Source organism: Streptomyces sp. S465 (genome assembly GCF_026898115.1).
Taxonomy (GTDB): Bacteria; Actinomycetota; Actinomycetes; order Streptomycetales; family Streptomycetaceae; genus Streptomyces; species Streptomyces luomodiensis.
This window is the reverse complement of the sequence record NZ_CP114036.1, coordinates 5746188-5772277: the sequence shown is the minus strand read 5'-3', so window position 1 is coordinate 5772277 and position 26090 is coordinate 5746188. Positions and strand designations below refer to the sequence as shown.

Genomic DNA, 26090 nt, shown 5'->3' with positions numbered 1-26090 from the left:
TGTGGTGGCAGAGCCTGTCCGTGTGCGCAGACTGACCGACCAGGAGGGGCAAAAGCTGCAGCAGATCGTGCGCCGGGGCAGCACCAGTTTGGTGCGCTACCGGCGCGCGATGATGCTGTTAGCCTCGGCCGGCGGGAACCGGGTGCCGGTGATCGCGAAGCTGGTGCAGGCCGATGAGGACACGGTCCGGGATGTGATCCACCGGTTCAACGAGATCGGCCTGACCTGCTTGGACCCTCGGTGGGCGGGAGGCCGTCCCCGCCTGCTCAGCTCTGACGATGAAGACTTCGTCGTGCAGACGGCCACCACCCGCCCGACCAAGCTCGGCCAGCCCTTCACTCGCTGGTCCATCCGCAAACTCGCCGCCTACCTGCGGAAAGCGCACGGCCGTGTCATCCGGATCGGCCGCGAGGCGTTACGGCGCCTGCTCGCCCGCCGCGGCGTCACCTTCCAGCGAACCAAGACGTGGAAGGAGTCGCCCGATCCGGAGCGCGACGCCAAGCTGGACCGCATCGAGGAGGTGCTGGAGCGTTTCCCGGACCGTGTCTTCGCGTTTGACGAGTTCGGGCCGCTCGGCATCCGGCCCATGGCCGGGTCGTGCTGGGCCGAGCAAGGCCGGCCCAAGCGGCATCCCGCGACCTACCACCGCACCCACGGGGTCCGCTACTTCCACGGGTGCTACTCGATCGGCGACGACACCATTTGGGGCGTCAATCGCCGCAAGAAGAGTGCCGCGAACACCCTGGCCGCGCTGAAGTCGATCCGGGCCGCCCGCCCCGACGGCGCCCCGATCTACCTCATCTTGGACAACCTGTCCGCCCATAAAGGCGCCGACATCCGCCGCTGGGCGAAGAAGAACAAGGTCAACCTGTGCTTCACCCCGACCTACGCGTCCTGGGCCAACCCGATCAAGGCCCACTTCGGACCGCTGCGGCAGTTCACCGTCGCCAACTCCAACACCGCAACCACGCCGCCCAGACGCGGGCCCTCCACGCCTACCTGCGCTGGCGCAACGCTAACGCCCGCCACCCAGACGTCCTCACAGCTCAACGCCGTGAACGTGCCCGGATCCGTAGCGAGAAGGGAATCCGCTGGGGCGGCAGGCCGCTCCAAGTCGAAGTCTGACCCAACCCGGCGGAACCCATGCGGTCACAGCACTAGCTTCGGCTGCGCATCATCGACATCAGCAGCCCGTGGGTCTCGTCGTCGGCGACGACCACAAGCCCACGACCTGGCTCACGTATCGGGGCGCCGTCGAGCTTAGGGGGTAGATTGAGAATGCAGATACTCAGGAAGTTGCGTCGAGTGACCGCCAGAATCCTGGAGATAATTTCACCATACGTGCTATTCACTCTAACGAGAGATGCCGCCGGGAACTGCCTCCTGAGCCTTGCGGTGCTTATTCTCTGGTCTTTCTCGAGCCTCGCCCTCGTCGGGAGAATCCCCGGCTGGGCCTTTCCTGCGTTCGCATCCATCTTCCTTGTGGCGCAAGTAATTTTTCGAATGTCGCTGCCAGCATACAAGCTGGGGAGGTTGGCGCGCAGAATGTCGACGGAAATCATCGATTCCCCAGGGGATGTCAAGGGGGAATTTGTGCTATACCTACGCACATTCAAGACTGATGGTAAGTCGTCAAAATTTCAGTACGTCGAACATGACGAGCACCGCCTCTTTATTGCGCCCACAGAGGAGGAGCTCCTCTGCCTCACCATGCGGCGCGCATTCGGTGAGGTGGTCGCGTTAGGTGAGAAGGGAGAGTCCCTGCCGCGGCTTGGGGCGCGACGCCTGTATGCCGAAGATGGCGAGTGGAAGGACTTCGTTAGAGACCTTGCTTCTAGAGCGTCCCTGGTCATGATTCAGCTGCACGAAGGAAAATACACCAAATGGGAGCTATGCCACGTCGCCAAGAACGTCCCAATAGAGCGAATTGTATTATTGATCTCGCGCCGCACGCATGAGCAGGAATTCCTGCAAGAAGCATACGGCTACTTCGCTGCCTCGCCGAACCTGGCTGAAGCCTATGAGAAGCACAGGGCTGCGCTACACGCCAGTCAGAAGGGAGGGCGTCGCCGTGGCGACCGCCCCGAGCAGACCGAATACTTTTCTGTGATCTGCTTCGAAAGCTCGGGCATCGCACACCATACTTCCGTAAAGTGGGACACTCGGTTCGATTCCGCGAGTCAAGATCTGGTCAAGGCGCTTGCGCTGCGAACCCTATTTCAGGTGCACGGAATGCCCCTTACAGGGGAAATCAGGAGGGGGCTGGGAGCCGTGGGATGCTGCCGTCAGCCCCTTACGAAGGAGCACTCTCGATTGCACTGTGAAAAAACCGATGTTGAGTGCAGGATGGCAAGGGGAGAGGAGTTGTGGTGGGAGTTGAGGATGGGGGAGGCTGGATGGGGGCCCGGTAAGTGCTGTCCACAATGTCTCCGGGAAAGGAATCGCTCTTCCGAAGGGCCTACCCAGTAAATCCGAACAGGTCACGTAGATCTACCAAGCAGTCTCTGTTGTTCCTCCTTCAATCGAACGAAGGAAGTGTGGACGTAGCTGGTGAAGTCACTTCCCGGGTGCTCGATCAAGGTACGCCGCCTTACACCTTCCGCCTCCTCGAAAATTGCAACCTCCAGAGATGAGATGTGGGCGCAAAAATCACGAAGGGGTTGCGGAACTTCGGACTCTATGATCAGATCCGCATGTTCAATGATCAATTCGCGCATCCGTCGATTGGTAGGCATAAGAGCCTGATCACGCCATTTTCGCCACTCACTTGTGCTGGCCTCTGGGCTCCTTTCATCTCGCGCGGGAAGAATCGTAGCACGCAGCGCCTCCCAAATTTGTTCATTCGTGTCGACAAGAGTGTTAAGCGGTCCGTAAAGGTCTCGGAGTTGGCTGTTGATACGTGCGAGGCGCGCCTGCCGGCGCTCTTGTCGAATTTGGGCACGCTGGCTGAGAAGAAAGGCAAGCACTGCGACGACGATGCTTGCACTGGCGGTGATGATGGCAGCTGTCACACCCCAAGTGTGGCCTGTAACCCTTGCCTTCGGTATGGCTGGTGGTTCGACCGGCTCAAGATGCGCCGCTGTCCGCCCCGAAGTCGTCCCATGCGACCAGCACAACAGGCAACCCGGCAAACCTTCCCGGTCACAGCACTAGCGACATCAACGGGGGTGGACAGGAACAGACACCAGCACTCGCACCCAGTCGTCATGGTGCCAGAAAGCGGCTTCAAGACCGTCGCCCGAAGAAGGGGTACATCATGGCTGGGCGGTCGGCTCCACGGCTTTACGGAGCCACTTTGGCGCGAGCCTCTAAGATCATGGCCCCAACGTCGTGCTTTATCGGGCAGGTCCACAGACTGCCCGACGCGCCGCAAGCTTACGGGGCCATGATCACTCGCACCAAAGCAGCGCCACCCCAAAGCCGCTCCGCCGACCTGTCGCAGAACACGGCGAATTCATCCCTCAGGTCCAAGGTATCCTTGCGTTGACAAATAATCCACCCACGCCGTGACTAAATGAATAGCGAACTCGCTGATGTCGTTGACATAGCGTTCGACATCCGCGACCGACCTTCCCGCCTGCTGAAAGATCTCCACATACGGAATATTCCCGTGAGCAACATCATTCCTAAAGAGCGCCATTTTTTGAAGCGAGGCGCCCCATGCGGCAAAAGGGAAGGCTGTGCCGGGGAGTCCATAGATTTCCCAGATACGATTGAAGTGTTCGGGCCTCAGTGTTCTACCGTCTAGCGGCGGCTGTGCATGCCTCAACTCGATGGGCAACGTTATTGGGTCACCACATGCTTCAAGCGTCGTGGTATACCGCCGCTTTTCCCATAGCTTAGAATGATCAGCAAGGCTGCGAAGGCTCTCAAAGGTCGCATGCACGGCAAGTTGACGAAGGCTGGAGCGGAAGTTACGGACAGCCGCACCGGAAGAATTCAGCTCTCGATGAGTCTCTTGGATAAGGAATTTTGTGAAGGCCTCAAGTTCAGCCATGCTACACACCACAGAAAGAGCCCTTGCATCTCTCGCCTCGGACGTCCATCGCGCGTCCGGCTGCGAACTCTGAGGAGAGTCCCTCACAAGTGCAAGAAACTTCTTCAAATCGTCGCAGCGCCGGAGGAGACGCTCCCCCTGTGATTGCACATCAACAATCAGCGCCTCATGCGTTGCCACTGAGTAGTTCCTTAGCCCTCTTGAGGCGGCGGCGCAGCATGGCCTTAGTGTTCGAGCCCGCCCCGCTGGAAATCCTAAGTTCTTGGTCTTCAAGCCAGCCTGAATCCACATCGCCTACCGGCGCTCCCTCTGTGACCAGGTCGCCCGCTGCAACGAGGCAGGCCTCGAACTGGACCAGAGGGGTCACCTTCGTCTGCTTGCGCAAGAAGGGCTTTTGACCACATACCTGGTAGAGCATTTCAAGCGCGTGATCGAAAATAGCATGCTCGGCCTTGTAGTCAAAGCCTTCATCAGCCGCGCCCATGTAACTGTTCAGAAACCGCTCGACCTTACCGTCAAAATCTGCCCTATTGTTCTTATAGGCGAAGAACTTGAGAACCTGTTCGGTTCGCGTGCCGTCATTCTCATGGTTGCGCTGCAGTTTCACAAGTTTCTTCAAGCGAGGATCTTCTGCCAACTCCTCGATGAAATCATTGAAAGCACCCGCGTAAACACAAGCGCGCACCTCTTGCGCAGTGAGTTGAATCCCGCCACGGTTGAGTCGCTCAAACACGTCGAAGCGGACCTGTCGGTCACTCTTGTCCGTGAGGGAGATAACCTGAAGAGGCTGCCGCCCGAAATAAACTTGAAGGTTCTTTGGCAAGTCAGCGAAAGCCTGTTCGTTCAGCTCGGTGAGCTTCTCTAGACCATGAAGAACTAGCGGCTTTTTCCTGCCGATGAACTTTGCCTCATCTGCATCTTTGGCAAGGAAATGAGCAAGGGTGGAGAGGCGTTGAAGCCCATCAACAACTTCCCATTGGAAGCCAACATTAGTGGCCACAAAAAGCGGAGGAACAGGAAGACCGAGAAATACAGACTCTACAAACAGCGCCTCGTCTGACTCGTCCCAGCGGAACTTCCGTTGATAATTCGGAGAGGCGTTAAGCTCCTCGTCGACAATCATTCGCACCAGTTCGCGGACAGAAAAGTTGTGTACGGCTACATCAACTTTCCCGCGCTCGCCTCGGAGCTGATCTTCCAGATTTTCGAGTGACGCGCCAGCAGACATGGAGGCAGTGTAGTGCGCTGATGCCTTCTCCGGCATGCGATGCACAGACCAGCAGGCGGACCCGAAGGTGCCCTGCGGCCCATACGGGACAGCTTGCTCTGGTCGGCGGCATAATCACGTGGCTGAGGCCAGCGGGGGTGCAGCGAGGCGCACGCGCGCCCGGCCTGTCGGCAAACCCGCCGTGGTGGCTGGCTGTCAGCGGTTTACGCCTCTCGATGCGCTTCATCAACAAGTACGCCGCACCGGAGAGAGACTGGCTCAGCGCGGCGCTGCGCGAGCAGATCAGCAAGGAGCTTGACAGGCACGATGATGACGCTGCCGAAGACGCTTCCGCCATCCGAGAATGAGTTCGTGTTCGTCATCCAGAAGCACAGCTCACTAGGGCAGGTCGTATCTCTGGCTGCCAAGGTGGCAGGCTTGGAGAAGCTCGGCATGAGGTCGTTCCCGCCGGGCATGTTCGACAGCATCCCTGGGACCTTGAAGGACCTCACGTGACGTCCACGCCTGACATCAACGGGTACGAACGCAGACAGCCGCCAATGGCCCTTGGTGGCCAGTGAGCCCTGCGGATCCACGGCAAAGCCGGGCGCTGATCGAACTCCTAAAGCGGGTGTCGCAGGTTCGAATCCTGCCGGGGGCACAGAGAAACACCAGGTCAGAGCCTGTGCTGGCGTAACGAAGGCCCTCCGTGAAGATCACGGAGGGCCTTCTCGCGTCGTATGGGAACGCGGTGGGAACATGCTGTCAGTCAGCCGTCTGCCCGGCCTCATCGCTGGGAACCTCGGACTCTTCGAGGCCATCGCTGGCGGACTCGGGGGCAGAAGGTGGCTCCTGCGGCTTTTCGGCTCGCGGTACCAGGGCGACCGGAGCTTCGGCCTCGGCCTTCTCGAACTGTGGCAACACCGAGGTGTAGGTGTCAGCGGTGAGGGAGTAGCTGCTGTGGCCGAGGAGAGCTTGGATCTTCTTCATGTGGATGCCTGCGGCCAGGGAGAGCGTGGCAGCGCAGTGCCGGAGATCGTGGAGCCGCACTGGAGGCAGGTTCAGCTTCTTGATCAGCCGGTCGAAGGTTTGCGACAGGTACTCGGGGTGGTAGGCACGTCCGTCCTGCCACGTGAAGACCAGGCCGGTGTCCTTCCAGGGCTCTTTCGGCGCCTTGCGGCTCGGCTCGTCGGGCTGGGTTTTGCGGTGCTGCTGCCATAGCTCGTAGGCGCGGTTCCATTCCTCGCACTCGGCTTGCTGGCGCTGCCGCCACAGCTTGAGTAGTTCGTGGGTTGTGAGTCCAGGGAGATGGTGCGTGCGCCGCTCTCGCTCTTGGGCGTGTCTTCCCAGACGTCGTACGAGGCGGCGACGAGTTGTTCGCTGATGTGGACGGTGCCGTTCGTCAGGTTGGTTTCGCTCCAGGGTAGGCCGGCGACTTCGCCGCGGCGCAGGCCCCGGAAGACCATCAGGTGAAACATCGGGTAGAGCCGGTGCGGGGCGACGGCGTCGAGGAACGTTCCGGTCTGCTCGGGTGTCCAGACCATGACCTTGCCCGGCTTCTTGCCGGTGGTCCGCCAGCGGGTGACCCGTTCGTCGGTCCACACGGGTGGTTTGGGGCGTACGTATTTCGGCAGGACGACGGTCTTGGCCCAGTTCTTGAGTTGGGTGCCGGGGCCGGTGATGTGGCGTGGCTTGCTGCGGGCTGTTTGGAGTGCGGTCTTGGCGGCGTTCCAGTGCTGGCGCAGCTCGGTCGGCCGGGGGCGGATCGTGCAGGTGCGCCATGCTGTGTGGGCGGCGCGTTCGGCTGCAAGGGCTTCGTCGGCTGCTTCGCGGTTGTGCTGGTGGATCTTGTTGTCCGCCCAGATCTTTTTGAACATGTCCTGGATGTGCCTGGTGCGCAGGTCGCGCATCTTCAGGTGGCACAGGGTGGGTATGAAGACGCGTTCGATGTGGTCTTCGTAGCCTTTGCGTGTGGATCGCTTGTGGTCGACGCGCTTGGCGAACCAGCGGCGTAGGAACTCGGCGACGGTCTCATGGGACTTGACCTGTACGCCGCCGTGGGCGAGTTCCCAGATCTCCTTGCAGGCTGTTGCCGCGTCCTTCTGGGTGCGGAAGCCGCCCTTCTTTGCGGTTTCGCGCTTGCCGCCAGGGCCTGGTGGCAGTTCGATCGAGTAGTACCACGAGCCGTGGTCACGCCGCTTGAGCTTGGGGCATCGCTTCTCCAGGTAGCCGATCTTCTGTGTGCCGTCCTCCTCAACTGATCATTTCAGAATGAGTTCGGTGAGGTTCTTGGCTGTGGGGTGAGGTGGCGGCAGACTTCTGCGGGTGTCGGATGATCTTGTGCCTGATGATCTGTGGGAAGTGTGTCTCCCTTGCTCCCGTCCCGTCCGCCGCGGCGTCGTCGGTATCCGGGCCGTCTGCCAGTGGACGACCGGGCTGCCCTCCGCGGGATCGTCTACGTGCTGTGCAAGGCGGTGAGCTGGGCCGATGTGCCGGCCGAACGCATCGGCTGCAGCGGGGTGACGGCCTGGCGACGGCTGCGGGACTGGACCGAGGCCGGCGTCTGGCCACGTCTGCACGAGATTCTCCTGGGCGAACTGCGCAAGTCAGGACTGCTGGAAATGTGCGACGCCGCAGTCGACGGCTCGCACGTCCGGGCACTCAAAGGGGGCTCACACCGGACCTTCGCCGGTCGACCGGGCCCGTCCGGGCAGCAAGCACCACCTCATCGTCGACCGGTACGGAACACCGCTCGCCGTCTCACTGACTGGTGGAAACCGGCACGACGTCACCCAGCTCATCCCCTTGCTCGACGCAATACCGCACATCCGCGGGACGCGTGGACGGCCCCGCCGACGCCCCAAGCGCGTGTTCGCCGACCGGGGCTACGACCACGACAAGTACCGCCGTCTCCTCCGGCCCGAGGCATCACACCGAGGCTTGCCCGCAAGGGAACCAGCCACGGTTCCGGCCTGGGCAAGACCCGCTGGGTCGTAGAACGCACCTTCGCCTGGCTCCATCAGTTCAAGCGGCTCCGGACCCGCTACGAGATACGCGCCGACCTCCACCTCGGCCTCCTCCAACTCGCCTGCTGCATCATCTGCTTGAGACGACTCCGAACCTCATTCTGAAATGGTCAGTTAGTGGTCATCGGTAGAGGCGGTCATCGGACTGGTTGTGGGCGGCCGAAGAGAAGGTCGTAGCCCGGGGGGAGCTGGAGCAGGATCTGGTTCATCAGTTCTTCGCCCGCGAGGTCGGCCGCGACGCTGAGCACGGCGCTGACGTCCCAGGTTGCGGTGCGTTCGGTGGCGCCTTCGATCCATGCGGCTGTTGCCCGGATGAATCGTTCGGGTGGGAGCGGTTCGTGGCAGTGGAGGGGGTTGAGGAGTACCAGTGCCAAGGCGTCGGGGAGGCGGGCGGCGAGTTCGGCGCGCACTTCTCCGACCAGGTGTGCGCCCAGTAGGGCGAGGACGACGCGGGCGGCTCGTTCGGCTTCTTCGGGTGAGTCGTACTCGCCGCGTTCTTGGATGGCTGCCAGAAATGCGTCCCAGTGCATGGGCATGGTTCCTCCCGGTCCCGCGTCTCGGAAGGGTGTGCTGGTCGGGGGCGGGGGCGGGGGCGATGGCCCCCGCCCCTGAGGGGGTCAGCTGCTGATCTGCTTGCGGCTGCTGCCGCCGCTGATGGCGATCTTGCGGGGCTTGGCCTGCTCGGCGACTGGGATGGTCAGGCGCAGCACGCCGGCGTCGTAGGAGGCGTCGATGCGCTCGCTGTCCAGGGTCTCGCCGAGGAACAGCTGGCGGCTGAAGGAGCCGGTGGATCGCTCGGCGACCACGACTTCGGTGCCTTCGCCTGCACTGGGCCGGCGTTCGGCCTTGACGGTCAGGACGTTGCGCTCGACGTCGAGGTCGATGGTCTCGGGGTCGACGCCGGGGAGGTCCAGTTCGACCACGAAGGTGTCGCCGTCTCGGAAGGCGTCCATCGGCATGGCGGCGGGGTGGGCTGGTGTGCCCAGGAGCTGCTGGGTGAGGCGGTCCAGCTCACGGAACGGGTCGGTACGCATCAGCATCGTCATCACTCCCTTCGCCGGGATGCCAGTGCGTTCACCGCGTTTTCCGGTATAGCTCGCCCGGCGAAAATTGACAAGCCTGGGCGCAACTTTCCTGCTGCCCGTCGTGGGCGGTTGTTGTGTTAGTGACCGATTGTGCGGGGCACACGACACAGTGCGGGCAGTCGTCGTGGTGAACGCGCCGGAGTACGGGGTGAGGCTGATGGATGAGGCGGAGATCCTGCCGGTGGCCGGACCGGCGACGCTGACGATCTTTGTCTCGATGAACCGGCCGGGCTCTATCGCCATGGCCCGTGATGGCGCCCGCGCCTTCGTGGAGTGCCTGCCATTCGATGTTGGTAGGGAGGCGGCCGACAGCGTGGCGCTGGTGGTGTCGGAGCTGGTCACCAACGCGCTGCGGCACGCGGGAGGCTCCTGCGTGCTGAGCCTGGCTGCTCTGCCGGACGCCGTCGAGGTGGCCGTGGGCGACTCCAGCCTGGTTCGTCCGCAGTGGCGTATCTCGGACCGGGTCGGCGGCGGGGGCTTCGGCTGGCCGATGGTTCACCGGCTGGCTCGCTCGGTGACCGTGACCGGCAGGGCAGGCGGTGGCAAGACGGTGCGCGCGATGGTGCCCTGTGGCGCAGGGCGCACTGCCTCGGACTCGTCGCGGACTAGGTTGTGCCCATGGGCACCCCCCACGGCCGCACCGCAAGCGCACCAGACCGAGCGGGGAACAGCGGGGTCTCACGGTGAAAGCGGCCAGGCTCACTGGGACCGCTCAGCATGCGTTTGCCCAGGTCAGTGCGCAAACCGTCCCCCAATGATCGCAGCTTCCCAATTTCTGAGAGCGCGAGTTCGGTTCTCGTCACCCGCTCCACGCGAAATCCCCAGGCCATAGGCCCGGGGCACTTCCATGAGCACACACCCTGGCCGCCCTGACGGACGTACTCCACACACCGCCCGGCGCCGAGAATGCTACAACCTATCATCATAAGGTCCACGCACTCCTTACGGCCATCTTCTATCCTTGGCTAACCTATCCGGTCGTCGAACATCCCTTGGATCAATCTCGAAAGCGAGTTGATATCACCTACACAAACAACGCAACAGATGGATTCTTTGGATGGATAACACGACAAGGACATCCGTGCTCGCATATTTTCGTCGAATGCAAGAACTATCATTCCGAGCTCGGGAATCCTGAGTTGGATCAACTCTGCGGCAGATTCTCACCGCTACGCGGAAAAGTGGGGCTACTGCTATGCCGGTCTCTCGCTGACAAGGAACACTTCCTGCAACGCTGTAGGGACACAGCTCTCAGTCGTCATGAGTTCGTGCTCCTTCTCGACGACAACGACCTCTCAGCGCTCGTCGATGAGGTCGTCACAGCACATACCCCTGTCGACCCGGACCAGATCGATGACGGAGATCAGGAGCCGCCCTACCCAGGAGAGTTTCGGCTGCTCTTTGAGCGGTTTCGCAAGCTCGTTAGCTGATCCTTGTTGCTGTAGCGGCGGCGTCCGGACCGCTACGGCCTGTACCGGCATAGAGGGCGGCGATGGGCGATGAGTGTCTAACTGCGTGACAACGCCGACGAACTACGGCGGACGAGGGCGAACGCCAGCGGACCATCAGCGCAGGCGGGAGCCGCGCCAGCCCAAAGCAGCACCCCCACCCAAGTTGCTTCGGGAGGAAGAGGTCCTCACTTAACGTCTCACCGCCACGCTTCCGCCGGCACAGCTTGCTCTGGTCGACGACATGGCGGCGTGGCTGAGGCCGCTGGCGGTGCGGCGAGGCACACGCGTGCGTGATCGGTCGGCGCACCCGCCGTCATAGCTGACTGTCGTCGGCTGCGGATCAGACACTCCCGGCGCAGGTCAGCACAGCAACCGCTACCAAGAAACCCAAGCTTCCAAGCCGAGATACCAAGTGCGTCGGCGCAGACGATGCCCGTAGGGTGCCGCCCATGGTGACTGCGACTGTCCGCGAGTGGAACGACGAGGAAGGGTGGGGCGTGCTCGACTCCCCCGAGACCCCCGGGGGTTGCTTCGGCCACTACTCCGACATCCAGGCGCCCGGCTTCCGTACCCTGTCGCCCGGACAACAGGTGGACCTCACGTGGGAGGCTCCGGGCTTCAAACAGGACGGATACGACTACTGCGCGGTGAGCATTGCGCCTCGGCATGCCTGACATCCACAGCTGACAGCAACAACGCCGGACGGGCGCATACGCCAGCGCCCCTGTCCAGCCGCCGCATCCGTCGACAACAGCCGCCGGAGCGGGCTCGAATCGAACTCCGGAAGTTCGGGGGCCCATTCCACTCGCCCCCGCCCCTGCACCTCGGCCCCTGCCCTCGCCCCGCCCGGGCCCCACGCCGGGCACTCACGCAATAAAGGAGTCTTGAATAAGTCCAGATATAATAAGCCCACCTATCTATACAGGGGTGTGCCGTGGACAAACCCGCCGAGATGTTCGACCGCGACTTCGAGTGGGCCGAGCTGACCCGATTCGCCGCCCTACCCGGCCCGCGTGCCACCCTCGGTGTGGTCTCCGGCCGCCGCCGCCAGGGCAAGACCTTCCTCTTGGACGCCGTCACACGGGCAAGCGGCGGCTTCATGTTCACCGCCACCGAGACCACCGAAGCCGACGCCCTGCGCCAGTTCGGCGAAGCCCTCGCCCGCCACCGCGACCAGCCCACCCCGTTCCGCTTCGCCCACTGGGACGAGGCAGTCACCGAGCTCATGCGCATCGCCGACAGGGGCGGCCCCACCGTCGCGGTCATCGATGAGTTCCCCTTCCTCGCCAAGGCCTCCCCCGCCCTCCCCTCGATCATCCAGCGCGCGCTCGACCCCGCCGCCCAGCACACCAACACCCCCGTACGGCTCCTGCTGTGCGGCTCCGCCCTGTCCTTCATGGGCGGACTCCTCGCCGGCAACGCCCCGCTGCGCGGCCGTGCCGGCCTGGAACTCGTCGTCCCCACCCTGGACTTCCGTCTCGCCGCCGAGTTCTGGGAGATCAGCGACCCGCGCACCGCACTGCTCACCCACGCCATCGTCGGCGGCACCCCCGCCTACCGTCGCGAGTTCACCCAGGGCGATGCCCCCGCCGGGCCCCATGACTTCGATGCCTGGGTCACCCGCGCCGTCCTCAATCCCGCCCGTCCGCTCTTCCGCGAGGCCCGCTACCTGCTCGCAGAGGAACCCGAACTCCACGACACCGCGCTCTACCACTCCGTCCTGGCCGCCATCGCCGCCGGAAACGCCGCACGCGGCGGCATCGCCGACTACCTCGGCCGCAAGTCCACCGACCTCGCCCACCCGCTCAGCGTCCTCCAGGACGTCGGCCTGATCACCCACGAGGCCGACGCCTTCCGCCGCAACCGCTCCGCCTACCGCATCGCTGAACCTCTCATCGCCTTCTACCACGCGGTCATGCGCCCCGCCTGGGGCGATCTGGAACGCCCCGGACGCGCCCCCGCCGTCTGGCGCCGAGCCCAGTCCACCTTCCGCAGCAAGGTTGTCGGCCCGCACTTCGAACAGGTCTGCCGCGAATGGGCCCGCTGGCACGCATCCCCCGCAACCCACGGCGGGCAGGTCACAAGGGTCGCCAGCGGGACCGTCAACGATCCTGCCGCGAAGACCAGCCACGAAGTCGACGTCGCAGTCCATGGCGAGACCGACAACGGTCGCGAAACACTACTCGCCATCGGCGAAGCCAAATGGAACGACGTCATGGGGAAGGGCCACCTCGAACGTCTCCAGCACATCCGTGCTCTCCTCACCGCGCGCGGCACCGCCACCGACGTCACCCGGCTGCAGTGCTACAGCGGCACCGGCTTCACCGACGAACTGCGCCACCTCGCCGAGAATGACCCCGCCATCCAGCTGATCGATCCAATTCGCCTCTATCACGGCGACTGACCCGGTCGCAGTCACCGCCCCTGTACGGGGAACCTGGCAGAGGGGCGTGCTCAGTCAGACGCCTGATCGCCGTCCCCGCTGCCACCGTCGGTCGCCCGGACACTACGCCTGAGCTCATGCCAGGCACGGACGACCTCCGCGATTTTCGCCAGCAGATCCCTCGTCTGGGAGAGAAACAGGCTCAATGCCCCTGACGCGGCCAGGATGACCAAGGCGAGGCTGTCCCAATTCATCGACCACCACCCTCCCCCGCAGCCGAGCGGCCGAGCTGGGCGGTTCGGCGGGGTAGCACCCTGTCGAGCCAGTCTCGATCAGCGTCGAGAGCTTCCAACCTGTCTCGCACGTCATCACCGTATGCGGGGTCCCCCCACCTGAAGCGGATCTGCATCACTCCTGGCACTCCGGGTTCCTGGTGTTCCAAGTAGAACGTGCACTGGTAGGCCCGCTGTGCTGTCGCTTGGAGCCTGCAGTCGCAGTAGTGACGCCCGATTCTCAGTGGCAGACCCCAGACATCGTCCATGAGGCGATCGAGGAACGCGTCGTGCGCAAGAGGAACGTTGCGATGCGTGTCCAGCTCGAAGATCCACTCATCCCCGGTAATCCATGACCGAGTCGAATAGGCAGTGCTGAAGTTCTGGAACGTCGCGATGCGTCGGAGAAGCCGTGAGCCGAGCCATGCCAAGTCTCGGTCCACCTGCGCGAGAGAGGCGAACTCACATTCATGCTCCAGCTCGTGGGACGAAGGCCCGTCTACGTCCCACAAGGGCACGAGACCGTCCTCTCCCAGGTCGCGCTTGAACCCGGCAAGTAGTTGGCACCAGCGCGTACTTGCGGCGGCTCTCAGCACCAATCGACTGTCAGTACCGACCAATTTGAGGTGAAGGTCCGCTTTGCGGACACCCGCAACGCGGAGCCCCACCACGCCACCGACCTGAACGCTGGGTTCCGCATAGGGAAGCATTCGCCGCAGCGCGTAGTCAGCCGTGGGATGCTTCCGTCCAGGACGGGACCCACTGTGAGGATCAAGGACCACAACAGGACGTCCGTCCGTCAACCGCACGCCGGCAATTCCGACAGGGTGTGCCCACCACTCCCCTCCGCGGCCAAGCTCCTTCATCACCTGAGCCTCAAGCAGCGCTTGTTCGCCACGAGCATCCGGGAGGAAGGGAGCTTGACGATGCGTCCGCAGAGCCTCCAAGGCGCTTTGATACGGCTCCCCCGAGTAGCAGCTTCGGGTGCGAGCAAGGCGAGTAAGACGACCGCCAGCGGCCATGGTTCGATCCGTCCCCGAGCACTGCCGCCCCTGAGCACTCGAAAACTGATCAGTGCGCCTGCGTCTGGGCGCGCAAAGACAGAGCTCGTCTACGACAGGTGCAGCGCTGGCTTCTTCGTCCCTCTGATGGCACCGCCGACGGGGCAGCGCAGTGCCGGGACAGGCCGCCTATCCGGCCCGCCAGCGATGATGCCGCAAACACGATATGACCGCAACTGCCCTGCTGAGCGAGTGTATTGCCCAATGGCTCGACCTCGGAACACCACAGCGGCTGCTCTTCCGGATTGATCAGACAGAACCTACCCCTGCCCCCCGGTTGCGGGCATCAGGATGCACCGCCCTCCAAGACAGCCATAGTCTCGACCGCCTCCCGCGCCTTCCGTTCCACCTTCTCCAGCTTCTTCTGCACCCTGGCGAGTTGCATCGTGCGGCGCTTGTGCATCTTCTTTGAGACCTCGTCGAGGCGGTCCGGGACGAGAGGTCCCTACGTGTCCAGCGTCAACGTCGCCGACTTGTGCCCGAGCATGGTCTGCACGACGTGGACGTCTGCAACGCCGGCGATGGCGAGCGAAGCCTCCGTGTCCCGCAGCTTGTGCAGGGTGAGCTTCAGGTGGCCCAGCCCCGCCGCGTCCACCGCAGGAGCGAAGAACCTCTGCGGCCGGCACCGACCGGCGCTCGTGGTTCTTGGGGCTGTCAAGGTAGAGCTTGCCGTTGTCCTCGACGTACGCCTCAACGATGTGCGCACGGCACGTGTCAAGGTCGACCGGCCCTACCTTCAGCGCGGACGCCTCGCCCCAACGCAGCCCGGTATAGGCCAGCAGCAGGATGAACACGCGGTACGCGCCCGCCGCGTCGGCCAGCGCTTCAGCCTGCGCGTCGTCCAGGTAGACGTGATTGGCCGGTACCGCTATGGGCAGGGCCACGCCAGCAGCCGGGTTGAAAGCCGGGCGATCTCCGCCGGCCTGCCACTCGAGACATCGCAAGTTCTTCTGCTGTCCGGGCGTGAGGGGTGGAAAGCGGGGGTCGGGTGGCGTGCCCGGGGGAATCGGCTGGATACGCGGGCCCTTGGGAGGGCCATAGGCAGCCGGAACCAAGGTCGGGACGCTGATCAACGGAGCCAGGAACGGCGGCAGACCGGGTGCTCTGGGCAGGCCCGTCCGCGCATCGCGAGAGCGACACGCGGACGGGCGTTTCCGTACCATTGCCCTACGAAACGACGCCCTTGCCGCCGCACCGACTGCACGGCACGGCGTAGAGCGCCCCGTCGGGGGCGGCGAACACGGTTGCCGCAAGCCGCCGTCGAGGGCGCTGAGCCGTGCCCCATCGCCGCCGGCGCCCAGTCCAGCATCCGCAGGCGTCATCCGGGAGTGCGGCGGGCGCCTGGAACTGGCTCGCGAACCGCACGGTCTCGACAGCACGAGGATTCACCCATTGCGACACGATGGTCACCTCCTGTTGTCGAGAGTACGGATGGCGTGCACGGGTGTCAGCTCCTCTCGCTGGGTCAGTTCGGGCCGGTGTTGCTGCAGTCGCCAGTGCATGTGTTCTCGCCGCCGGGCTCGCTGTGCTCGCAGTCGGCCGCGACCGGGATGGTCTGGTCGGTCGGCGCCAGCCACAGCGCGTCATCCACCGTGAACCCACCCGAGCGATCATCTCCTGGGTGCGTGTCAGCTCGCCCGCGTTGTGCCGGGATGGGTCCGGCGGCTCCGGCTTGTGGTGTACGAAGCGGCCGAGCCCCTCGCACAGCTCGCTGTAGACGCGGGTGTGGAGGATCAGGGCGTGCCAACCCTCATCGACCACCCGGGACGGGCGCAGCCGAGCGTTGGGGAACGCGGCGCAGGTCGCGGTGAACTTGACGGCCTCGTCGACGATCCGCTCGGCCATCTCGGCTTCCATGCCGCGGTTGTTGTTGAGGACGGTCCGGATCACTCCGTTGCGCTCGGGGCGTTCGAGTAACGCAGTAACGTCGGTCATGCGTGCCTCTCTCTCGTTGGGGTGGTGCGTGGTCCTCGTCCCGGTCGCCGGCCGTCCAAGCGCGCGTCCGGGGCGGGGCTTTTCTGTGTGGGAACTCCGGCCGGCGATCCCCACGTCGGGGCCGGAGTCCCTGCCCTGCGGTCGGCGGCCGTGCCTGGCTGCACCGGCCACAGGGTGTCTGGGAGGGTGGGCCGCCGGCGCCGTCCTCTCCGGTACGGGGGCCCGGAACACCAGCTAGCCGCCCCGTCTATCGGGCCGGGTCCCCGACCAGGCAGAGGTAGACCGCGAGCGCCAGCAGCAGCGGGATCACGCTGAGCAGCAGGCCCATCCGGGCTGCTCGGACGGCGAGCAGCGCCGCTCGTTCGGCGGGAGGCTGTCGGCGGTGCCTCATCCGGTAGCTCCTGACCGGGCCCGCCGTGCGGCCTCCTCGTAGGCGCCCAGCAGGCGCTCCCCGGTCTCGCACCTGGTGCCGGGCGTCCGGCAGGCCGGGCAGCCTGCGGCGTGCTCCAGGGCTGCGCGCCACTCGGTCTCGGCGGCCGGGCCCAGCAGACTCGCGGTCATGTCGCCACCTCCTTGAGGAGAGGATCGGACGCCGGGTCCTCGGCCAGCAGTTGGAACCGCCGGCGTGCTGCGTCCAGCAGAGCGGCGCTGGCCTCGGGATCCTTGGCGGCCTGGAGTCCGGCCGCGAGGCGGTCGCGCGCTGCCTGGCCGTCCGTTCCGCTGGCGTAGACCGCGCTCCATGTCTCCTCGGCGAACACCTCCTGCCCGTGGAGGTGGAAGCGGTGCAGGGTGCCAGGGGGCGGTACGGTCCCTGTCCGAAGGGGCACCACCAAGACGCGCGGGCGGTGTGGGGAGGTTGCCAGTTGCTGCAGGTAGGCCATTTGCGCTGCCATCGCCAGCGGATTTCCGCGCGTCCGCAGGAGCATCGCTCCGTCGAGGAGCACGGTGACGTCCTGCGTCTGGTTGTCGGGGAGCACGGTGTGCGCCGGGACCCGCGGGGGTTGGGCCGACGAGGTCAGCAGGGTCAGGTGGTCCACGGGGTATCCGGTGGTCTGCACGATGCGGGGCATGGTGACCGAGGCGTAGACGCAGATTTCGGACGCGTGGTGTTCGCAGGCGCGCAGTCGGTCCATCCAGCCCTCGGCGTCATCGCGGACGGGGCCTGGGAAGCGTGTGGGGTCTGTCGTCTGCCGGCCTGTCCAGCGCATTGCGCCGGTGATGGTGTCCATGTCGGTCACGCCGTAGAGCCTGGTCAGGGTGGATACGTCCTGCCATCGCTGTGCTGCCTGGCCGGTTTCCATCCGGTTGATCTTGGATGGTGAGCTGCGGATGGCGTCGGCGGCGGCGGTGGGCGTGAGGCCCTTGGCGAGCCGTAGGGACCGCAGGTATGCGCCCAGGACCAGGGGCGCGGGTCCACGATCAGGGGTGGTCACGTCGTCTGTCATCGGGTCCTGCCCTGTTCGAGGGCGCGGCGCCTGGCGGCGGCCTCGGCGACCGGGTCGCGCTGGTAGGTAGGGGCGTGGGACGGGCAGGAGTAGGTGGTGCGTCCGGCGCCGCTGACGCTGTGGTGGACTTCTACGATGACCGGCTCGTCGGTGGGCAGCTGGCATCGGTAGCACAGCTGGCGGCCGTTCGGCCTCGGGCCGAGAACGTCGTAAACGGCCTGGCCCAGGGCGGGGGCCAGGTGATGGGTGTCGGTCAGGTACCGGTCCGGGCCGAGCGGGATCCGCCAGTACGTCCGGTGCTCGGCTCCCCAGGATGCGGGCGGTACGCCGAGGAGGGTGCTTTCGTCGGCGAGTTCGGTGAGGACGCGGACCTGTCGCATGCACCAGCTGCGGGCGGTGCCGACTCCGATCAGCCAGTACGCCTTGCCGTGGGTGTCGTCTTGGATGACGGCGCCCGAGTCCCGCCCGAGCAGCTCCAGGGCGCGGTCGGCGACAGGAGTGGGCGCGGAGATGGCGTCCCACCATTTGCCCACGGGTAACGCCTCGACGTCCGCGGTGTTCGGTGGTGTCCACGGCAGGACTTGGGGATTCGTCGGCACGGTAGCCCCCGGGCGTCATCGGTGATCAGGTGATGACTGACCGTAGAGACACCCGAGGCTGTTCACCCGAACTGACAGCTCGGGTGAACCACAAGCTCGCCGGTCAGAAGACTCCGACCCGCTCCGCCAACTTCTCCGCCTGCCGGGCGTGCATTGCTCGACCGCGTCGGATCACCGTCAACATCAACTTCCGCGCCAGTGGAGTCCGTGCCAGGTCCTCCGGCGCCAAGTCCTCCAACTCCATGAGGCTCAGGAGCACCGCCGCGTCCTCGCGGCGCAGGTTATGACAGCGGGCCACCTCCAGGTTGAAGGTGAAGGACCGCTCCACCGATGGCAGGCCGCTGGTGTCCACCTCGTCTGCTACGTGCAGCGCCTCGCTTGCGTCGCCCGCCTCCATTTCGATGCTGACCTCGTGCAGGTCCACGTTGGTCGGCCCGAAGACAGTCCACATGATGTTGCCCTCGCCGACGCTCTGCGCCGCTGGGCGAGCCTGGGTCCGCAGCCGCTGCCGCGCCGCCGACCAGTCCTGGCGCCGAGCCTGCGCGACGACCGCCACCAGCTGGAGGGCACCGGACATCGCGATTCGTTCCGGCTCCGTCATGGACGCCCTGCGTAGCTCCTCGACAGCTCGTAGCGCGACCTGCTCGGCACCATCCGGCTCATGCGCAGCAAGCAGGACGTGCCCCAAATTCCATTGAGCGGCCGCTATACGTAGTGGGTCGTCGGCTTCCTGGGCTGCCCGTACGGCTCGATCGGCGGCTATCATCGACAAGTCGACTCGGCCAGTGCGCCGTAGGTAGGACCGAAGCAGGAAGTACAGGTCAGCGGCCACGCGCATGACGTCGCGGCGCGTACCGGAGCCTTCAGCTGACCGATGGGCACGGGCGGCGTGCTCGGTATCGGCGATCAAACTGGGGAGCACCGCCGCCATGTCCGTGAAGCGGGTCTTGCTTCTCTGCCAGGCTCGCCAGGCGCTCTCCACTCGCTCCCGCAGCGCCGCCGGAGGCGCAGCGACAGCACTGCGAGGCGGTCCGTAGCCCATCAGGACCTGCACGATCGCGGGTTCGGTGGTGTCCGGAGGCACACGGCTGGGCGCGGGTGCGTCAGCGAGCAGTGCGGCGGTGGGCACTCCGAGCTCCTGAGCTATGGCGTACAAAATGGGCAGCGACGGAATTTTCAGGCCCCGTTCAATCTGGGACAGATAGTCGGGCGAGATTCCGACGAGCCCGGCCACGACGTCCTGGCGGCGTTCACCGCGATAGTGCCTGATCCTGTCTCCGATGGGCAGATCGGATGCGACCATGCCTACCTCCGTACGTATCCCCACTCAGCGTATGGCGCCCGTCACCAACCGGGGGCCGGTATCCAACGAACGGAAGGCGAGACAGTGTCGCTGCTCGTGTTGTGGGACATCGACCACACACTCGTAGATACCCGAGGGGTCGGCCGCGATCTCTGGGCTGAAGCGTTCGAGGAGGTCACCGGTCAACCCATGCGGGAGCAAGCGAAGATCGACGGATCGACCGAGCCGGTCATCCTTCGAGAGACACTGCAACTGCACGGGTTGCGGGACAGCCGTGAGGTGTTCGAGCGGTTCGCGCAGGCACTGGGAGCTGTACACGTGCGGCGCGCGGCCGAGCTTCGCGAGCGCGGGCACGCCCTCCCTGGGGCGCCGTCGCTGCTCGCGGCCCTGGCTGCACACGATGAGGTCACACAGACCGTAATGACCGGCAACATCCGGGCCGCTGCGGAAGTGAAGCTGTCCGCGTTCGGTCTCGACCGGTACATCGACCTGTCCATTGGCGCGTTCGGTGAGGACGCGGACGAGCGGCCGCAGCTAGTGAGTACTGCGCTTCAGCGTGCCCAGATGTCCGCGGAGCGCGCCGTCCTCGTCGGGGACACTTCTTTCGATGTCGAGGGCGGGCGAAGCTGCGGCGTGCGCGTGATCGGCGTAGCTACCGGACGTACCAGCGCGGACGACCTACGGACCGCCGGAGCTACGGAGGTCGTCGAGGACCTTGCCGACACTGAGAGAATGCTGAAGCTCCTGATGAGGTAAGAAAAACGCACAGGTGTCTGATGCGTCGGTTTGATGATCCACCCGAGTGGACACTCCCAACAGACTCATCGAACTCCGGACAGCGGACGACAACGAGCACGCCAAGCTCCGCGGCCTCGACGGCGACGAACACGCCGTCCAGTGGAAGCGCTGGCATGACGCCGCCGTCGAGTGCCAGGCCGCACGCCACCCCGACGGCTGAGCACGACGAAACGCCCAGCGCGCCTGGGGCTTGGCGACTACCCGACCGCCGAGTACCGGCTGAGCGCGTCGGATCGAAGGCGAGGACGATCCGTTCAAGCCCCGTCCGGGCGAGATCAGCTCAGAAGACCAGTGATCTTCTGCCCGGTGAGGGCCTGGGCGATCTGCCATCGCATCCCGCCTCGCGATCCCTTGATCAGGACCACGTCATCAGGCTGGACAATCTTTTCCAGGAGAGCCGTAGCCGTCTCGTTGTCGCTGACGATGGCGGTATCGGCTCCGGCTTGAGCAGCCCCGAGGGCGAGTTGCTTGGCCATGGCCCCGCCCACCGCGATCACGATGTCGATGCCGAGCCGGCCGGCCTCTTGGCCGATGGTCCAATGCGCCTGTGCCGCCTCGTCTCCGAGTTCGTACATCTCGCCGAGCACGGCGATCCGCCGCGTGCAGGGTCCGTTCTCCGTGGTCCTGGCGTCGCTCTCATCAGTCACCGAGGATCACGCCCCGCCCCGCGAAGAAGTGGTCCAAGCGGCCCCACGACACCGTTGCGGCTTCTTGGGACAGGTCGGGAAGCCCTGAGGGGTTGTGCAGCATCACGCCCTCCTCGCTGACGCCGATGGCGAGCACCAGGTGTCCGCCCTTGCTCGGTGGTTCTGCTTGGGGTGTACGGATCGTGTTGTGTACGGACAGCATGGCCAGGCGCCCACTGGCGATGATCTCCGGAAGTCGCTCGGCGGACAGGTCGGGGGCGGAGCGGGCCTCCAATCCCCAACGTGCTTGTACGTGGTCGGCGAACGGTTGGTAGATCAGCCCTTTCACCGTGTTCCCCTCGCGGACGTAGGCACCGGCCTCGCACAGCTCGCGCACGAGCGGCACAGAGGGCGGCACCGGATGCCGCCAGAAGTCCAGCGCCATCCGCAGACACGCCACACCACACATGCGCGGTGCCCAGAAGGCGTATTCCTGCGGGGAGCCGGCGCCGGACTTCTGCCACAGCGGGTCATCCGCCGCGTCCTTGGTACCGGAGAGGAAATCCGGTACCCAAGACGCGGACTCCCACTGTGAGTAGTACGGGACAGGATGAGTGATCGTCGGGACGCTCATGCGTCCCAGTCTTGCCTACGGTACGTACGCCGGCTTGGTGAACGCGGCCCGTACGAGACGGTGCACCAGCTCGGAGTACGGGATGCCGCCGGCATGCGCCGTGGTGGCGAGGCTGCCGCGTTCCGAAAGGCCGGGGCAGGATGTCAGGATGTTGCGCTCCAGCAGAGAGCCGACGCCGAGCGCGCCGGTGAAGCCGCTGGGACGTGGGCTAGTCCTGTCCGGCGGATCATGGTCGGAGCCATAGTCGGATCGCGGCTGCGGTGACTGTGCCGTGGAAGACATAGGCTCTCTTGTCGTCACGGGTGGCGACCGCCCGGGAGTTCTTGAGCCAGTTGATGGTCCGCTCCGCCGACCATCGGCGATGCCGTTCGTACATGGATTTCCAGGATCGATCCGTAGCGTTCCGGCAGATCACGCCACGGAACTCCGGTCCGGACCCGGAACAGGTTGCCGTTCAGCACCGTGCGGTGGTCACTCCACCGGCCTCCCCGACCACCCGACGGCGGCAGGTGCGGCCCCGGAAGCGACCACTCGCGATTCGTCAGAGCCCCCCGACGCATGACCGGACCAACGAGCGATCAATCAGAAGGTCGCATAATCCCCCGGACGGAACCTAGCCCCCCTGCCCTGCGAGCGTGTCCAGGACGTCCGCAACCGGGGTGGGATCCAGAGGGCCGACGTGTGACGCATCGGGGAAATCGTGCACGCGGAAGCTGTTGCCGGGGGTGGCCGCGTCGGCTTCCGCGATCATTCTGTCCTGGAGCGCGGTGGCGATCGTACGGTCCCTGCCGAAACGCAGGTACGTGCGGGGAATGCGTCCCCAGTTGCCGGCCCGGCCGACCGCTCGGCCCGCATAGGCGGCGACGGGCTCGTCGGTCTGCATGCCGGCCAGTATCCGGCGGAAGTCGGCGTCGGGGTAGTCCGCGCAGATCATCTCCTTCAGGAGGGCCAACTCACCGCTGACACCCGTACGGAAGTTCAGCCGCAATACCCCGAGCCGGTCCGGGTCGCCCACCGTCAGCTCCACCGGGCTGACGGCGTTCGCGTTCTCGGGTGCCGCCGTGCAGGCGTCCGCCGTGGGCAGGACGCGGCTGGGACAGAAGGCCGCCATGTAGCAGATGTGGTGAAGCAGGTGCGGGACGGCGTCACCGACACGGCTGACCGACACGCCACCCAGGCTGTGCCCGACCAGCACCACCGGCCCGTTCCGTGCGGCCTGCCGCACGATGCCCGTGACGCGCGCCTCGTAGTCGTCCAGCCCGAGGCCCTTCAGCGGGGAGGGCTCGACCGCCATCGCTGTGAGGTCCTGCCGCTGGTACGACTCCGCCACGAAAGCCTCCGCGCCGTGCCGCGGCTGGTCCACCATGACGACGCGGTGGCCGCGCAGCACCAGTTCCCGCGCAATCGGCATCCAGAACGCGCCGGCGCTGTGGGTACCGTGCACCAGCACGTACGTTCCGAGCCCGCGACGCGGGGCCGCCGCGGCCGGCGAGGTTCCGAGCCCGGTGGCCAGCGCCATGCCTCCCACCCCGAGTCCCAGCCCACGCAGCGCCGTCCGCCGGGTGGCACCTTTTCGTTCTTCGTTCGTGTCATCCATCATGAACACCACGCTATGAACGGCCCGTTCGGCCCACCAGCGGTCCAGCACCCCCACAGGGGTGGACCCAGGACCACCCTGCCGTGCGGCTCGCAGGGTCCGACCCGCGCGCCGTGAGCGACCGGACCGCCCGAACTGCCCGAACCGCCCCCGCGCGTTCCCGCCGCAACCGCAGTTACCTTGCGAAGACGCCGGATGCAGCACACGATCCCGGAGCCGAGGGACCAGCGGGCCCACCCCCGGCGCAGAGGCAGCGCGGGCGGCAGGCCCGCCGGGTTCGACCAGGAGCACTACCGGCGCCGAAACGAAGTCGAGCGGACCATCAACCGGCTCAAGAACTCCCGGGCGGTCGCCGCCCCGTTAGGCCAAGAGAGCCTATGTCTTCCACGGCACAGTCACCGCAGCCGCGATCCGACTACGGCTCCGACCATGATCCGCCGGACAGGGCCTAGCTAGTTGGTTCCGGCGGTGAGTTCGCTGAAGAGCTTGTTCGCCGCGTCCGAGGTGAACTGGCGCTGGAGCTCGGCGCGGGCGACCTGCTTGCGGAATTCGCCTTCGTAGCCGGTGAAGCCGGCGTTGTGCATGGTGTCGGTGATCCAGGTCGCGAATGCCTGGTAGTTCCAGATGTGGGGCAGGCAGGTCTCGGAGTAGCTGTCGAGGAGGCTTCGGTCGCCCTCCTTGAGCTGGCGGATGACGGCGCGGGCGAAGATCTCGGTGTCGTGGAGGGCTAGGTGGATGCCCTTGGCGCTCATCGGCGGGACGATGTGGGCGGCGTCTCCGAGGAGGTAGAGGTTGCCGTGACTCATCGGGTCGAAGACCACGCTGCGCAGCGGCACGATCCGCTTGTCGATGATCTCGCCGGTTGACACGGGGGTGCCGAAGCGGGCTTCCAGCTGGCTCCAGATGCGCTCGTCGGGCCACTGCTCGGGGGTGTCGTCGACGGCGCACTGGAGGTAGACGCGGCTGGCGTGCGGGCCGCGGGGGATCATGCCGGCGAGTCCCAGTGAGTGGATCGCCATGCCGGACGGGTTGGTCGGGACGGCGGCCAGGACGCTGAGCCAGGAGTACCCGTACGCGTGGGAGTACTCGGTCAGGGCGGAGGCGGGGATGGTGCGTCGGCTCACGCCGTGGAAGCCGTCGCATCCGGCTATGACGTCGCAGTCGATGGCCTTGGCCGTGCCGTCGGCGTCCTGGTAGCGGACGACGGGGTGCTCGCCGGTGATGTCTTCCAGGGCCACGTCGACGGCTTCGTAGCGGAGGTCTCCGCCGTCACGCAGGAAGACGTCGGTGAGGTTGCGCACCAGGGTCTGCTGGGGACAGTAGAGGCTGTCGTTGTCATCGTCGTCCACGTCGATCGGCATCGCCTGTCCGTCGATGTAGAAGCCGCCCTCGCGGTGCGGGATGGGGTCGCCTTCCAGCACCTCTTCCAGGCCCCACTCACGGAACATGCGCACCCCGAACGTGTCGATGGTCCCTGCGCGCTGGCGCTGCTCGACATAGGCGCGGGGGTGCTTCTCCAGCACGGTGCAGTCGATGCCGTTGCGCAGCAGGAAGTTGCCGAGCGTCAGACCGGCGACGCCGGCCCCGACGATGACGACGGCCGTGTGTTCGCGTGTCTCTGCCATGGGTGTGCGAGCCTTTCGTGCTCAAAGCGGTGGTCGGGCACGCCGGTGGCGCGAACGACGGTGCCGCGGTGGTGGTGCGGCGTACGGCTCTTACTGTGAAACGGGCGGGGGCTTGCGAACCACCGGTGTACGGACGGCCAGTACCGGAAAGCCGCCAACCTCGCGGGTGGGCGCTCGGCACACCTGCGGGGTGACCACTGCTACCGGCGGTTACGCAGATCTGCCTGGTAGCGGCCGGGCGTCTGGCCGATGACTTCGGTGAAGGCGTCGATGAAGCTGGAGGGATTGGACCAGCCGCACGCCACCGCGGTCTCGGTGACGGACATGCCGTCGGCGAGGTGAGCCAGGGCGTGGTGGATGCGCAGGGTGGTGCGCCAGCGGTGGAAACTCATGCTCAGTTCCGTGTGGAACAGGCGGCTCAGGGTGCGCTCGCTCGCCCCCACCGTTCGGCCCAGCTCGGCCAGGGTGGCGGGCCGGGCGGGATCCTTGTGGAGGAGAGCGGTGGCGGCGCGCAGCCGGTCGTCACGGGGTTCGGGCAGGTGCAGGGAGTGCTCGGCGGCGTCCGCGAGCTGATCCACGACCACCGCGAGCAGCCGCCGGTGCGCGCCGGGCCGTCGCTCCGGCTTGTCGGTCAGCGCCAGAAGCGCCTCTCTGAGGAGGGGACTGACCACGAAGACGCTGGGGTGGTCCACCAGCTCGCCGCACAGATCGAGCGGGACGGAGACGAGGCGCACGTCGGTCCGGCCGTAGAAGCGGTGGGAGTGGGCGAAGCGCGGTGGTGTCCAGGTGACACGGTTGGCCGGGGCGACCCAGGTGCCACGTTCGGTCGCGGTGGCCAGCGCGCCGGCAGCGGCGTATACGAGCTGTCCCTGGAGGTGCGAGTGAGGGTCGAGCTGATAGCCGTGCGGCAGCCACGCGCCTCCCTGCAAGAGCGGCTCGTCCGGTGCGGAGGGCGTTGGTGAGAGCTGGCGGGTTTCCGGCATCGGGAGTCACTTTACTGGCGGTTTTGCCGCCCATGGCTCACCCGAAAAGAGGCACCGGCGGGC

Annotated in this window: 28 protein-coding genes and 5 pseudogenes; 11 read left to right on the top strand and 22 right to left on the bottom strand. The window is 65.6% G+C overall.

All coding sequences use genetic code 11. The annotated features are described in order from the left end of the window. Positions 1-4 precede the first annotated feature (4 nt). Positions 5-1125, top strand: a pseudogene (locus N6H00_RS24325) (IS630 family transposase). A 180-nt stretch (positions 1126-1305) separates the two neighbouring features. Next, a complete protein-coding gene (locus N6H00_RS24315) occupies positions 1306-2469 on the top strand; it encodes a hypothetical protein (protein ID WP_268977298.1) in 1164 nt (387 codons plus the stop codon). An 11-nt stretch (positions 2470-2480) separates the two neighbouring features. Here N6H00_RS24315 and N6H00_RS24310 read toward each other — a convergent pair whose 3' ends face one another. From N6H00_RS24310 to N6H00_RS24300, 3 genes are all read right to left on the bottom strand, one after another. After that, positions 2481-3011: a hypothetical protein gene (locus N6H00_RS24310; protein ID WP_268973951.1), complete on the bottom strand. Its 531-nt coding sequence runs from the start codon at positions 3009-3011 to the stop codon at positions 2481-2483. Positions 3012-3454: 443 nt separating this feature from the next. Continuing rightward, a complete protein-coding gene (locus N6H00_RS24305) occupies positions 3455-4147 on the bottom strand; it encodes a HEPN domain-containing protein (RefSeq protein WP_268977091.1) in 693 nt (230 codons plus the stop codon). Positions 4148-4163: 16 nt separating this feature from the next. Continuing rightward, positions 4164-5225, bottom strand: coding sequence for a DUF262 domain-containing protein (locus tag N6H00_RS24300; protein ID WP_268973950.1), 1062 nt, complete (start codon positions 5223-5225; stop codon positions 4164-4166). Between the two features lie 137 nt (positions 5226-5362). On the opposite strand from N6H00_RS24300, the gene N6H00_RS24295 reads away from it, so the two are divergent. Then, on the top strand, positions 5363-5572 hold the full coding sequence (locus N6H00_RS24295) for a hypothetical protein (protein ID WP_268973949.1): 210 nt from the start codon (positions 5363-5365) through the stop codon (positions 5570-5572). 397 nt (positions 5573-5969) lie between these two features. Here N6H00_RS24295 and N6H00_RS40225 read toward each other — a convergent pair whose 3' ends face one another. Together N6H00_RS40225 and N6H00_RS40220 are read right to left on the bottom strand one after the other, a co-directional pair. Continuing rightward, on the bottom strand, positions 5970-6347 hold the full coding sequence (locus N6H00_RS40225; RefSeq protein ID WP_443073237.1) for a tyrosine-type recombinase/integrase: 378 nt from the start codon (positions 6345-6347) through the stop codon (positions 5970-5972). Continuing rightward, on the bottom strand, positions 6278-7372 hold the full coding sequence (locus N6H00_RS40220; RefSeq protein WP_443073236.1) for a hypothetical protein: 1095 nt from the start codon (positions 7370-7372) through the stop codon (positions 6278-6280). Before N6H00_RS40220 ends, N6H00_RS40225 begins: the two co-directional genes overlap by 70 nt. A 157-nt stretch (positions 7373-7529) precedes the next feature. Between N6H00_RS40220 and N6H00_RS24280 the strand changes: the two are divergent. Then, positions 7530-8335: pseudogene (locus N6H00_RS24280) on the top strand (IS5 family transposase). Between the two features lie 32 nt (positions 8336-8367). Here the strand turns inward: N6H00_RS24280 and N6H00_RS24275 are convergent. Beyond that, positions 8368-8766: a DUF2267 domain-containing protein gene (locus N6H00_RS24275; protein ID WP_079115615.1), complete on the bottom strand. Its 399-nt coding sequence runs from the start codon at positions 8764-8766 to the stop codon at positions 8368-8370. Between the two features lie 81 nt (positions 8767-8847). Further along, a complete protein-coding gene (locus N6H00_RS24270; RefSeq protein ID WP_268973947.1) occupies positions 8848-9270 on the bottom strand; it encodes an Hsp20/alpha crystallin family protein in 423 nt (140 codons plus the stop codon). Between the two features lie 202 nt (positions 9271-9472). Between N6H00_RS24270 and N6H00_RS40215 the strand changes: the two genes are divergently transcribed. From N6H00_RS40215 to N6H00_RS24255, 3 genes are all read left to right on the top strand, one after another. Beyond that, complete coding sequence (locus tag N6H00_RS40215) at positions 9473-10147, top strand: ATP-binding protein (RefSeq protein WP_329618550.1); 675 nt, start codon at positions 9473-9475, stop codon at positions 10145-10147. A 1068-nt stretch (positions 10148-11215) separates the two neighbouring features. Next, complete coding sequence (locus N6H00_RS24260; protein ID WP_268973946.1) at positions 11216-11440, top strand: cold-shock protein; 225 nt, start codon at positions 11216-11218, stop codon at positions 11438-11440. Positions 11441-11718: 278 nt separating this feature from the next. Beyond that, positions 11719-13170 carry an AAA family ATPase gene (locus N6H00_RS24255; RefSeq protein ID WP_443073235.1) on the top strand — a complete coding sequence of 484 codons (1452 nt, stop codon included), beginning with the start codon at positions 11719-11721 and terminating at the stop codon, positions 13168-13170. 1757 nt (positions 13171-14927) lie between these two features. Here the strand turns inward: N6H00_RS24255 and N6H00_RS24250 are convergent. Together N6H00_RS24250 and N6H00_RS24245 are read right to left on the bottom strand one after the other, a co-directional pair. Beyond that, positions 14928-15077, bottom strand: a complete 150-nt coding sequence (locus N6H00_RS24250) for a hypothetical protein (protein WP_268973944.1) — start codon at positions 15075-15077, stop codon at positions 14928-14930. Between the two features lie 870 nt (positions 15078-15947). Then, a complete protein-coding gene (locus N6H00_RS24245; RefSeq protein WP_268973943.1) occupies positions 15948-16073 on the bottom strand; it encodes a hypothetical protein in 126 nt (41 codons plus the stop codon). Positions 16074-16222: 149 nt separating this feature from the next. On the opposite strand from N6H00_RS24245, the gene N6H00_RS24240 reads away from it, so the two are divergent. After that, positions 16223-16399 carry a hypothetical protein gene (locus N6H00_RS24240; RefSeq protein WP_268973942.1) on the top strand — a complete coding sequence of 59 codons (177 nt, stop codon included), beginning with the start codon at positions 16223-16225 and terminating at the stop codon, positions 16397-16399. A gap of 265 nt (positions 16400-16664) precedes the next feature. Here the strand turns inward: N6H00_RS24240 and N6H00_RS24235 are convergent, their stop codons facing one another. The 5 genes from N6H00_RS24235 to N6H00_RS24215 form a co-directional block, all read right to left on the bottom strand. After that, positions 16665-16808: a hypothetical protein gene (locus N6H00_RS24235; RefSeq protein WP_268973941.1), complete on the bottom strand. Its 144-nt coding sequence runs from the start codon at positions 16806-16808 to the stop codon at positions 16665-16667. After that, positions 16805-16978: a hypothetical protein gene (locus N6H00_RS24230; protein WP_268973940.1), complete on the bottom strand. Its 174-nt coding sequence runs from the start codon at positions 16976-16978 to the stop codon at positions 16805-16807. The genes N6H00_RS24235 and N6H00_RS24230 overlap by 4 nt, the downstream gene beginning before the upstream one ends. Next, positions 16975-17862 (bottom strand): Scr1 family TA system antitoxin-like transcriptional regulator, encoded by an 888-nt coding sequence (locus N6H00_RS24225; RefSeq protein WP_268973939.1) that lies wholly within the window; start codon positions 17860-17862, stop codon positions 16975-16977. Before N6H00_RS24225 ends, N6H00_RS24230 begins: the two co-directional genes overlap by 4 nt. Continuing rightward, positions 17859-18461, bottom strand: a complete 603-nt coding sequence (locus N6H00_RS24220; RefSeq protein ID WP_268973938.1) for a hypothetical protein — start codon at positions 18459-18461, stop codon at positions 17859-17861. The genes N6H00_RS24225 and N6H00_RS24220 overlap by 4 nt, the downstream gene beginning before the upstream one ends. 103 nt (positions 18462-18564) lie before the next feature. Next, positions 18565-19764: a helix-turn-helix domain-containing protein gene (locus tag N6H00_RS24215; protein ID WP_268973937.1), complete on the bottom strand. Its 1200-nt coding sequence runs from the start codon at positions 19762-19764 to the stop codon at positions 18565-18567. A gap of 84 nt (positions 19765-19848) precedes the next feature. On the opposite strand from N6H00_RS24215, the gene N6H00_RS24210 reads away from it, so the two are divergent. Further along, the gene (locus N6H00_RS24210; RefSeq protein ID WP_268973936.1) at positions 19849-20520 is read left to right on the top strand and encodes an HAD family hydrolase; all 672 of its coding nucleotides are present in this window, start codon (positions 19849-19851) and stop codon (positions 20518-20520) included. 46 nt (positions 20521-20566) lie between these two features. After that, the gene (locus N6H00_RS24205) at positions 20567-20722 is read left to right on the top strand and encodes a hypothetical protein (protein WP_268973935.1); all 156 of its coding nucleotides are present in this window, start codon (positions 20567-20569) and stop codon (positions 20720-20722) included. 115 nt (positions 20723-20837) lie between these two features. Here N6H00_RS24205 and N6H00_RS24200 read toward each other — a convergent pair whose 3' ends face one another. The 6 genes and pseudogenes from N6H00_RS24200 to N6H00_RS24180 all read right to left on the bottom strand — a co-directional run bounded on the left by N6H00_RS24200 (position 20838) and on the right by N6H00_RS24180 (position 23428). Next, positions 20838-21209, bottom strand: coding sequence for a glutamate ligase domain-containing protein (locus N6H00_RS24200; protein WP_268973934.1), 372 nt, complete (start codon positions 21207-21209; stop codon positions 20838-20840). Next, a complete protein-coding gene (locus N6H00_RS24195) occupies positions 21202-21822 on the bottom strand; it encodes a C39 family peptidase (RefSeq protein ID WP_268973933.1) in 621 nt (206 codons plus the stop codon). Before N6H00_RS24195 ends, N6H00_RS24200 begins: the two co-directional genes overlap by 8 nt. 15 nt (positions 21823-21837) lie before the next feature. Further along, positions 21838-22104 carry a hypothetical protein gene (locus N6H00_RS24190; protein ID WP_268973932.1) on the bottom strand — a complete coding sequence of 89 codons (267 nt, stop codon included), beginning with the start codon at positions 22102-22104 and terminating at the stop codon, positions 21838-21840. Beyond that, positions 22049-22183: pseudogene (locus N6H00_RS40580) on the bottom strand (IS5/IS1182 family transposase); the annotation flags it as partial. The pseudogene N6H00_RS40580 and the gene N6H00_RS24190, both read right to left, overlap by 56 nt. Beyond that, positions 22160-22382, bottom strand: a pseudogene (locus N6H00_RS24185) (transposase); the annotation flags it as partial. The pseudogenes N6H00_RS24185 and N6H00_RS40580, both read right to left, overlap by 24 nt. A 53-nt stretch (positions 22383-22435) precedes the next feature. Beyond that, entirely contained in the window at positions 22436-23428 is a 993-nt protein-coding gene (locus tag N6H00_RS24180; protein WP_268977090.1) for an alpha/beta fold hydrolase, read from the bottom strand. A gap of 149 nt (positions 23429-23577) precedes the next feature. Here N6H00_RS24180 and N6H00_RS24175 point away from each other — a divergent pair. After that, positions 23578-23852, top strand: a pseudogene (locus tag N6H00_RS24175) (IS5/IS1182 family transposase); the annotation flags it as partial. 19 nt (positions 23853-23871) lie between these two features. Here the strand turns inward: N6H00_RS24175 and N6H00_RS24170 are convergent. Both N6H00_RS24170 and N6H00_RS24165 read right to left on the bottom strand, forming a co-directional pair. After that, a complete protein-coding gene (locus tag N6H00_RS24170) occupies positions 23872-25044 on the bottom strand; it encodes a 4-hydroxybenzoate 3-monooxygenase (RefSeq protein ID WP_268973931.1) in 1173 nt (390 codons plus the stop codon). Between the two features lie 200 nt (positions 25045-25244). After that, positions 25245-26027, bottom strand: a complete 783-nt coding sequence (locus N6H00_RS24165) for a helix-turn-helix domain-containing protein (RefSeq protein WP_268973930.1) — start codon at positions 26025-26027, stop codon at positions 25245-25247. Positions 26028-26090: the final 63 nt, after the last annotated feature.

Coding starts and splice junctions, on each gene's coding strand:
- N6H00_RS24300 (WP_268973950.1), bottom strand. CDS start 5,225: ATGTCTGCTGGCGCGTCACTCGAAAATCTGGAAGATCAGCTCCGAGGC.
- N6H00_RS24275 (WP_079115615.1), bottom strand. CDS start 8,766: ATGCCCATGCACTGGGACGCATTTCTGGCAGCCATCCAAGAACGCGGC.
- N6H00_RS24270 (WP_268973947.1), bottom strand. CDS start 9,270: ATGCTGATGCGTACCGACCCGTTCCGTGAGCTGGACCGCCTCACCCAG.
- N6H00_RS40215 (WP_329618550.1), top strand. CDS start 9,473: ATGGATGAGGCGGAGATCCTGCCGGTGGCCGGACCGGCGACGCTGACG.
- N6H00_RS24260 (WP_268973946.1), top strand. CDS start 11,216: ATGGTGACTGCGACTGTCCGCGAGTGGAACGACGAGGAAGGGTGGGGC.
- N6H00_RS24255 (WP_443073235.1), top strand. CDS start 11,719: ATGTTCGACCGCGACTTCGAGTGGGCCGAGCTGACCCGATTCGCCGCC.
- N6H00_RS24235 (WP_268973941.1), bottom strand. CDS start 16,808: ATGAGGCACCGCCGACAGCCTCCCGCCGAACGAGCGGCGCTGCTCGCC.
- N6H00_RS24230 (WP_268973940.1), bottom strand. CDS start 16,978: ATGACCGCGAGTCTGCTGGGCCCGGCCGCCGAGACCGAGTGGCGCGCA.
- N6H00_RS24225 (WP_268973939.1), bottom strand. CDS start 17,862: ATGACAGACGACGTGACCACCCCTGATCGTGGACCCGCGCCCCTGGTC.
- N6H00_RS24215 (WP_268973937.1), bottom strand. CDS start 19,764: ATGGTCGCATCCGATCTGCCCATCGGAGACAGGATCAGGCACTATCGC.
- N6H00_RS24195 (WP_268973933.1), bottom strand. CDS start 21,822: ATGAGCGTCCCGACGATCACTCATCCTGTCCCGTACTACTCACAGTGG.
- N6H00_RS24190 (WP_268973932.1), bottom strand. CDS start 22,104: ATGTCTTCCACGGCACAGTCACCGCAGCCGCGATCCGACTATGGCTCC.
- N6H00_RS24170 (WP_268973931.1), bottom strand. CDS start 25,044: ATGGCAGAGACACGCGAACACACGGCCGTCGTCATCGTCGGGGCCGGC.
- N6H00_RS24165 (WP_268973930.1), bottom strand. CDS start 26,027: ATGCCGGAAACCCGCCAGCTCTCACCAACGCCCTCCGCACCGGACGAG.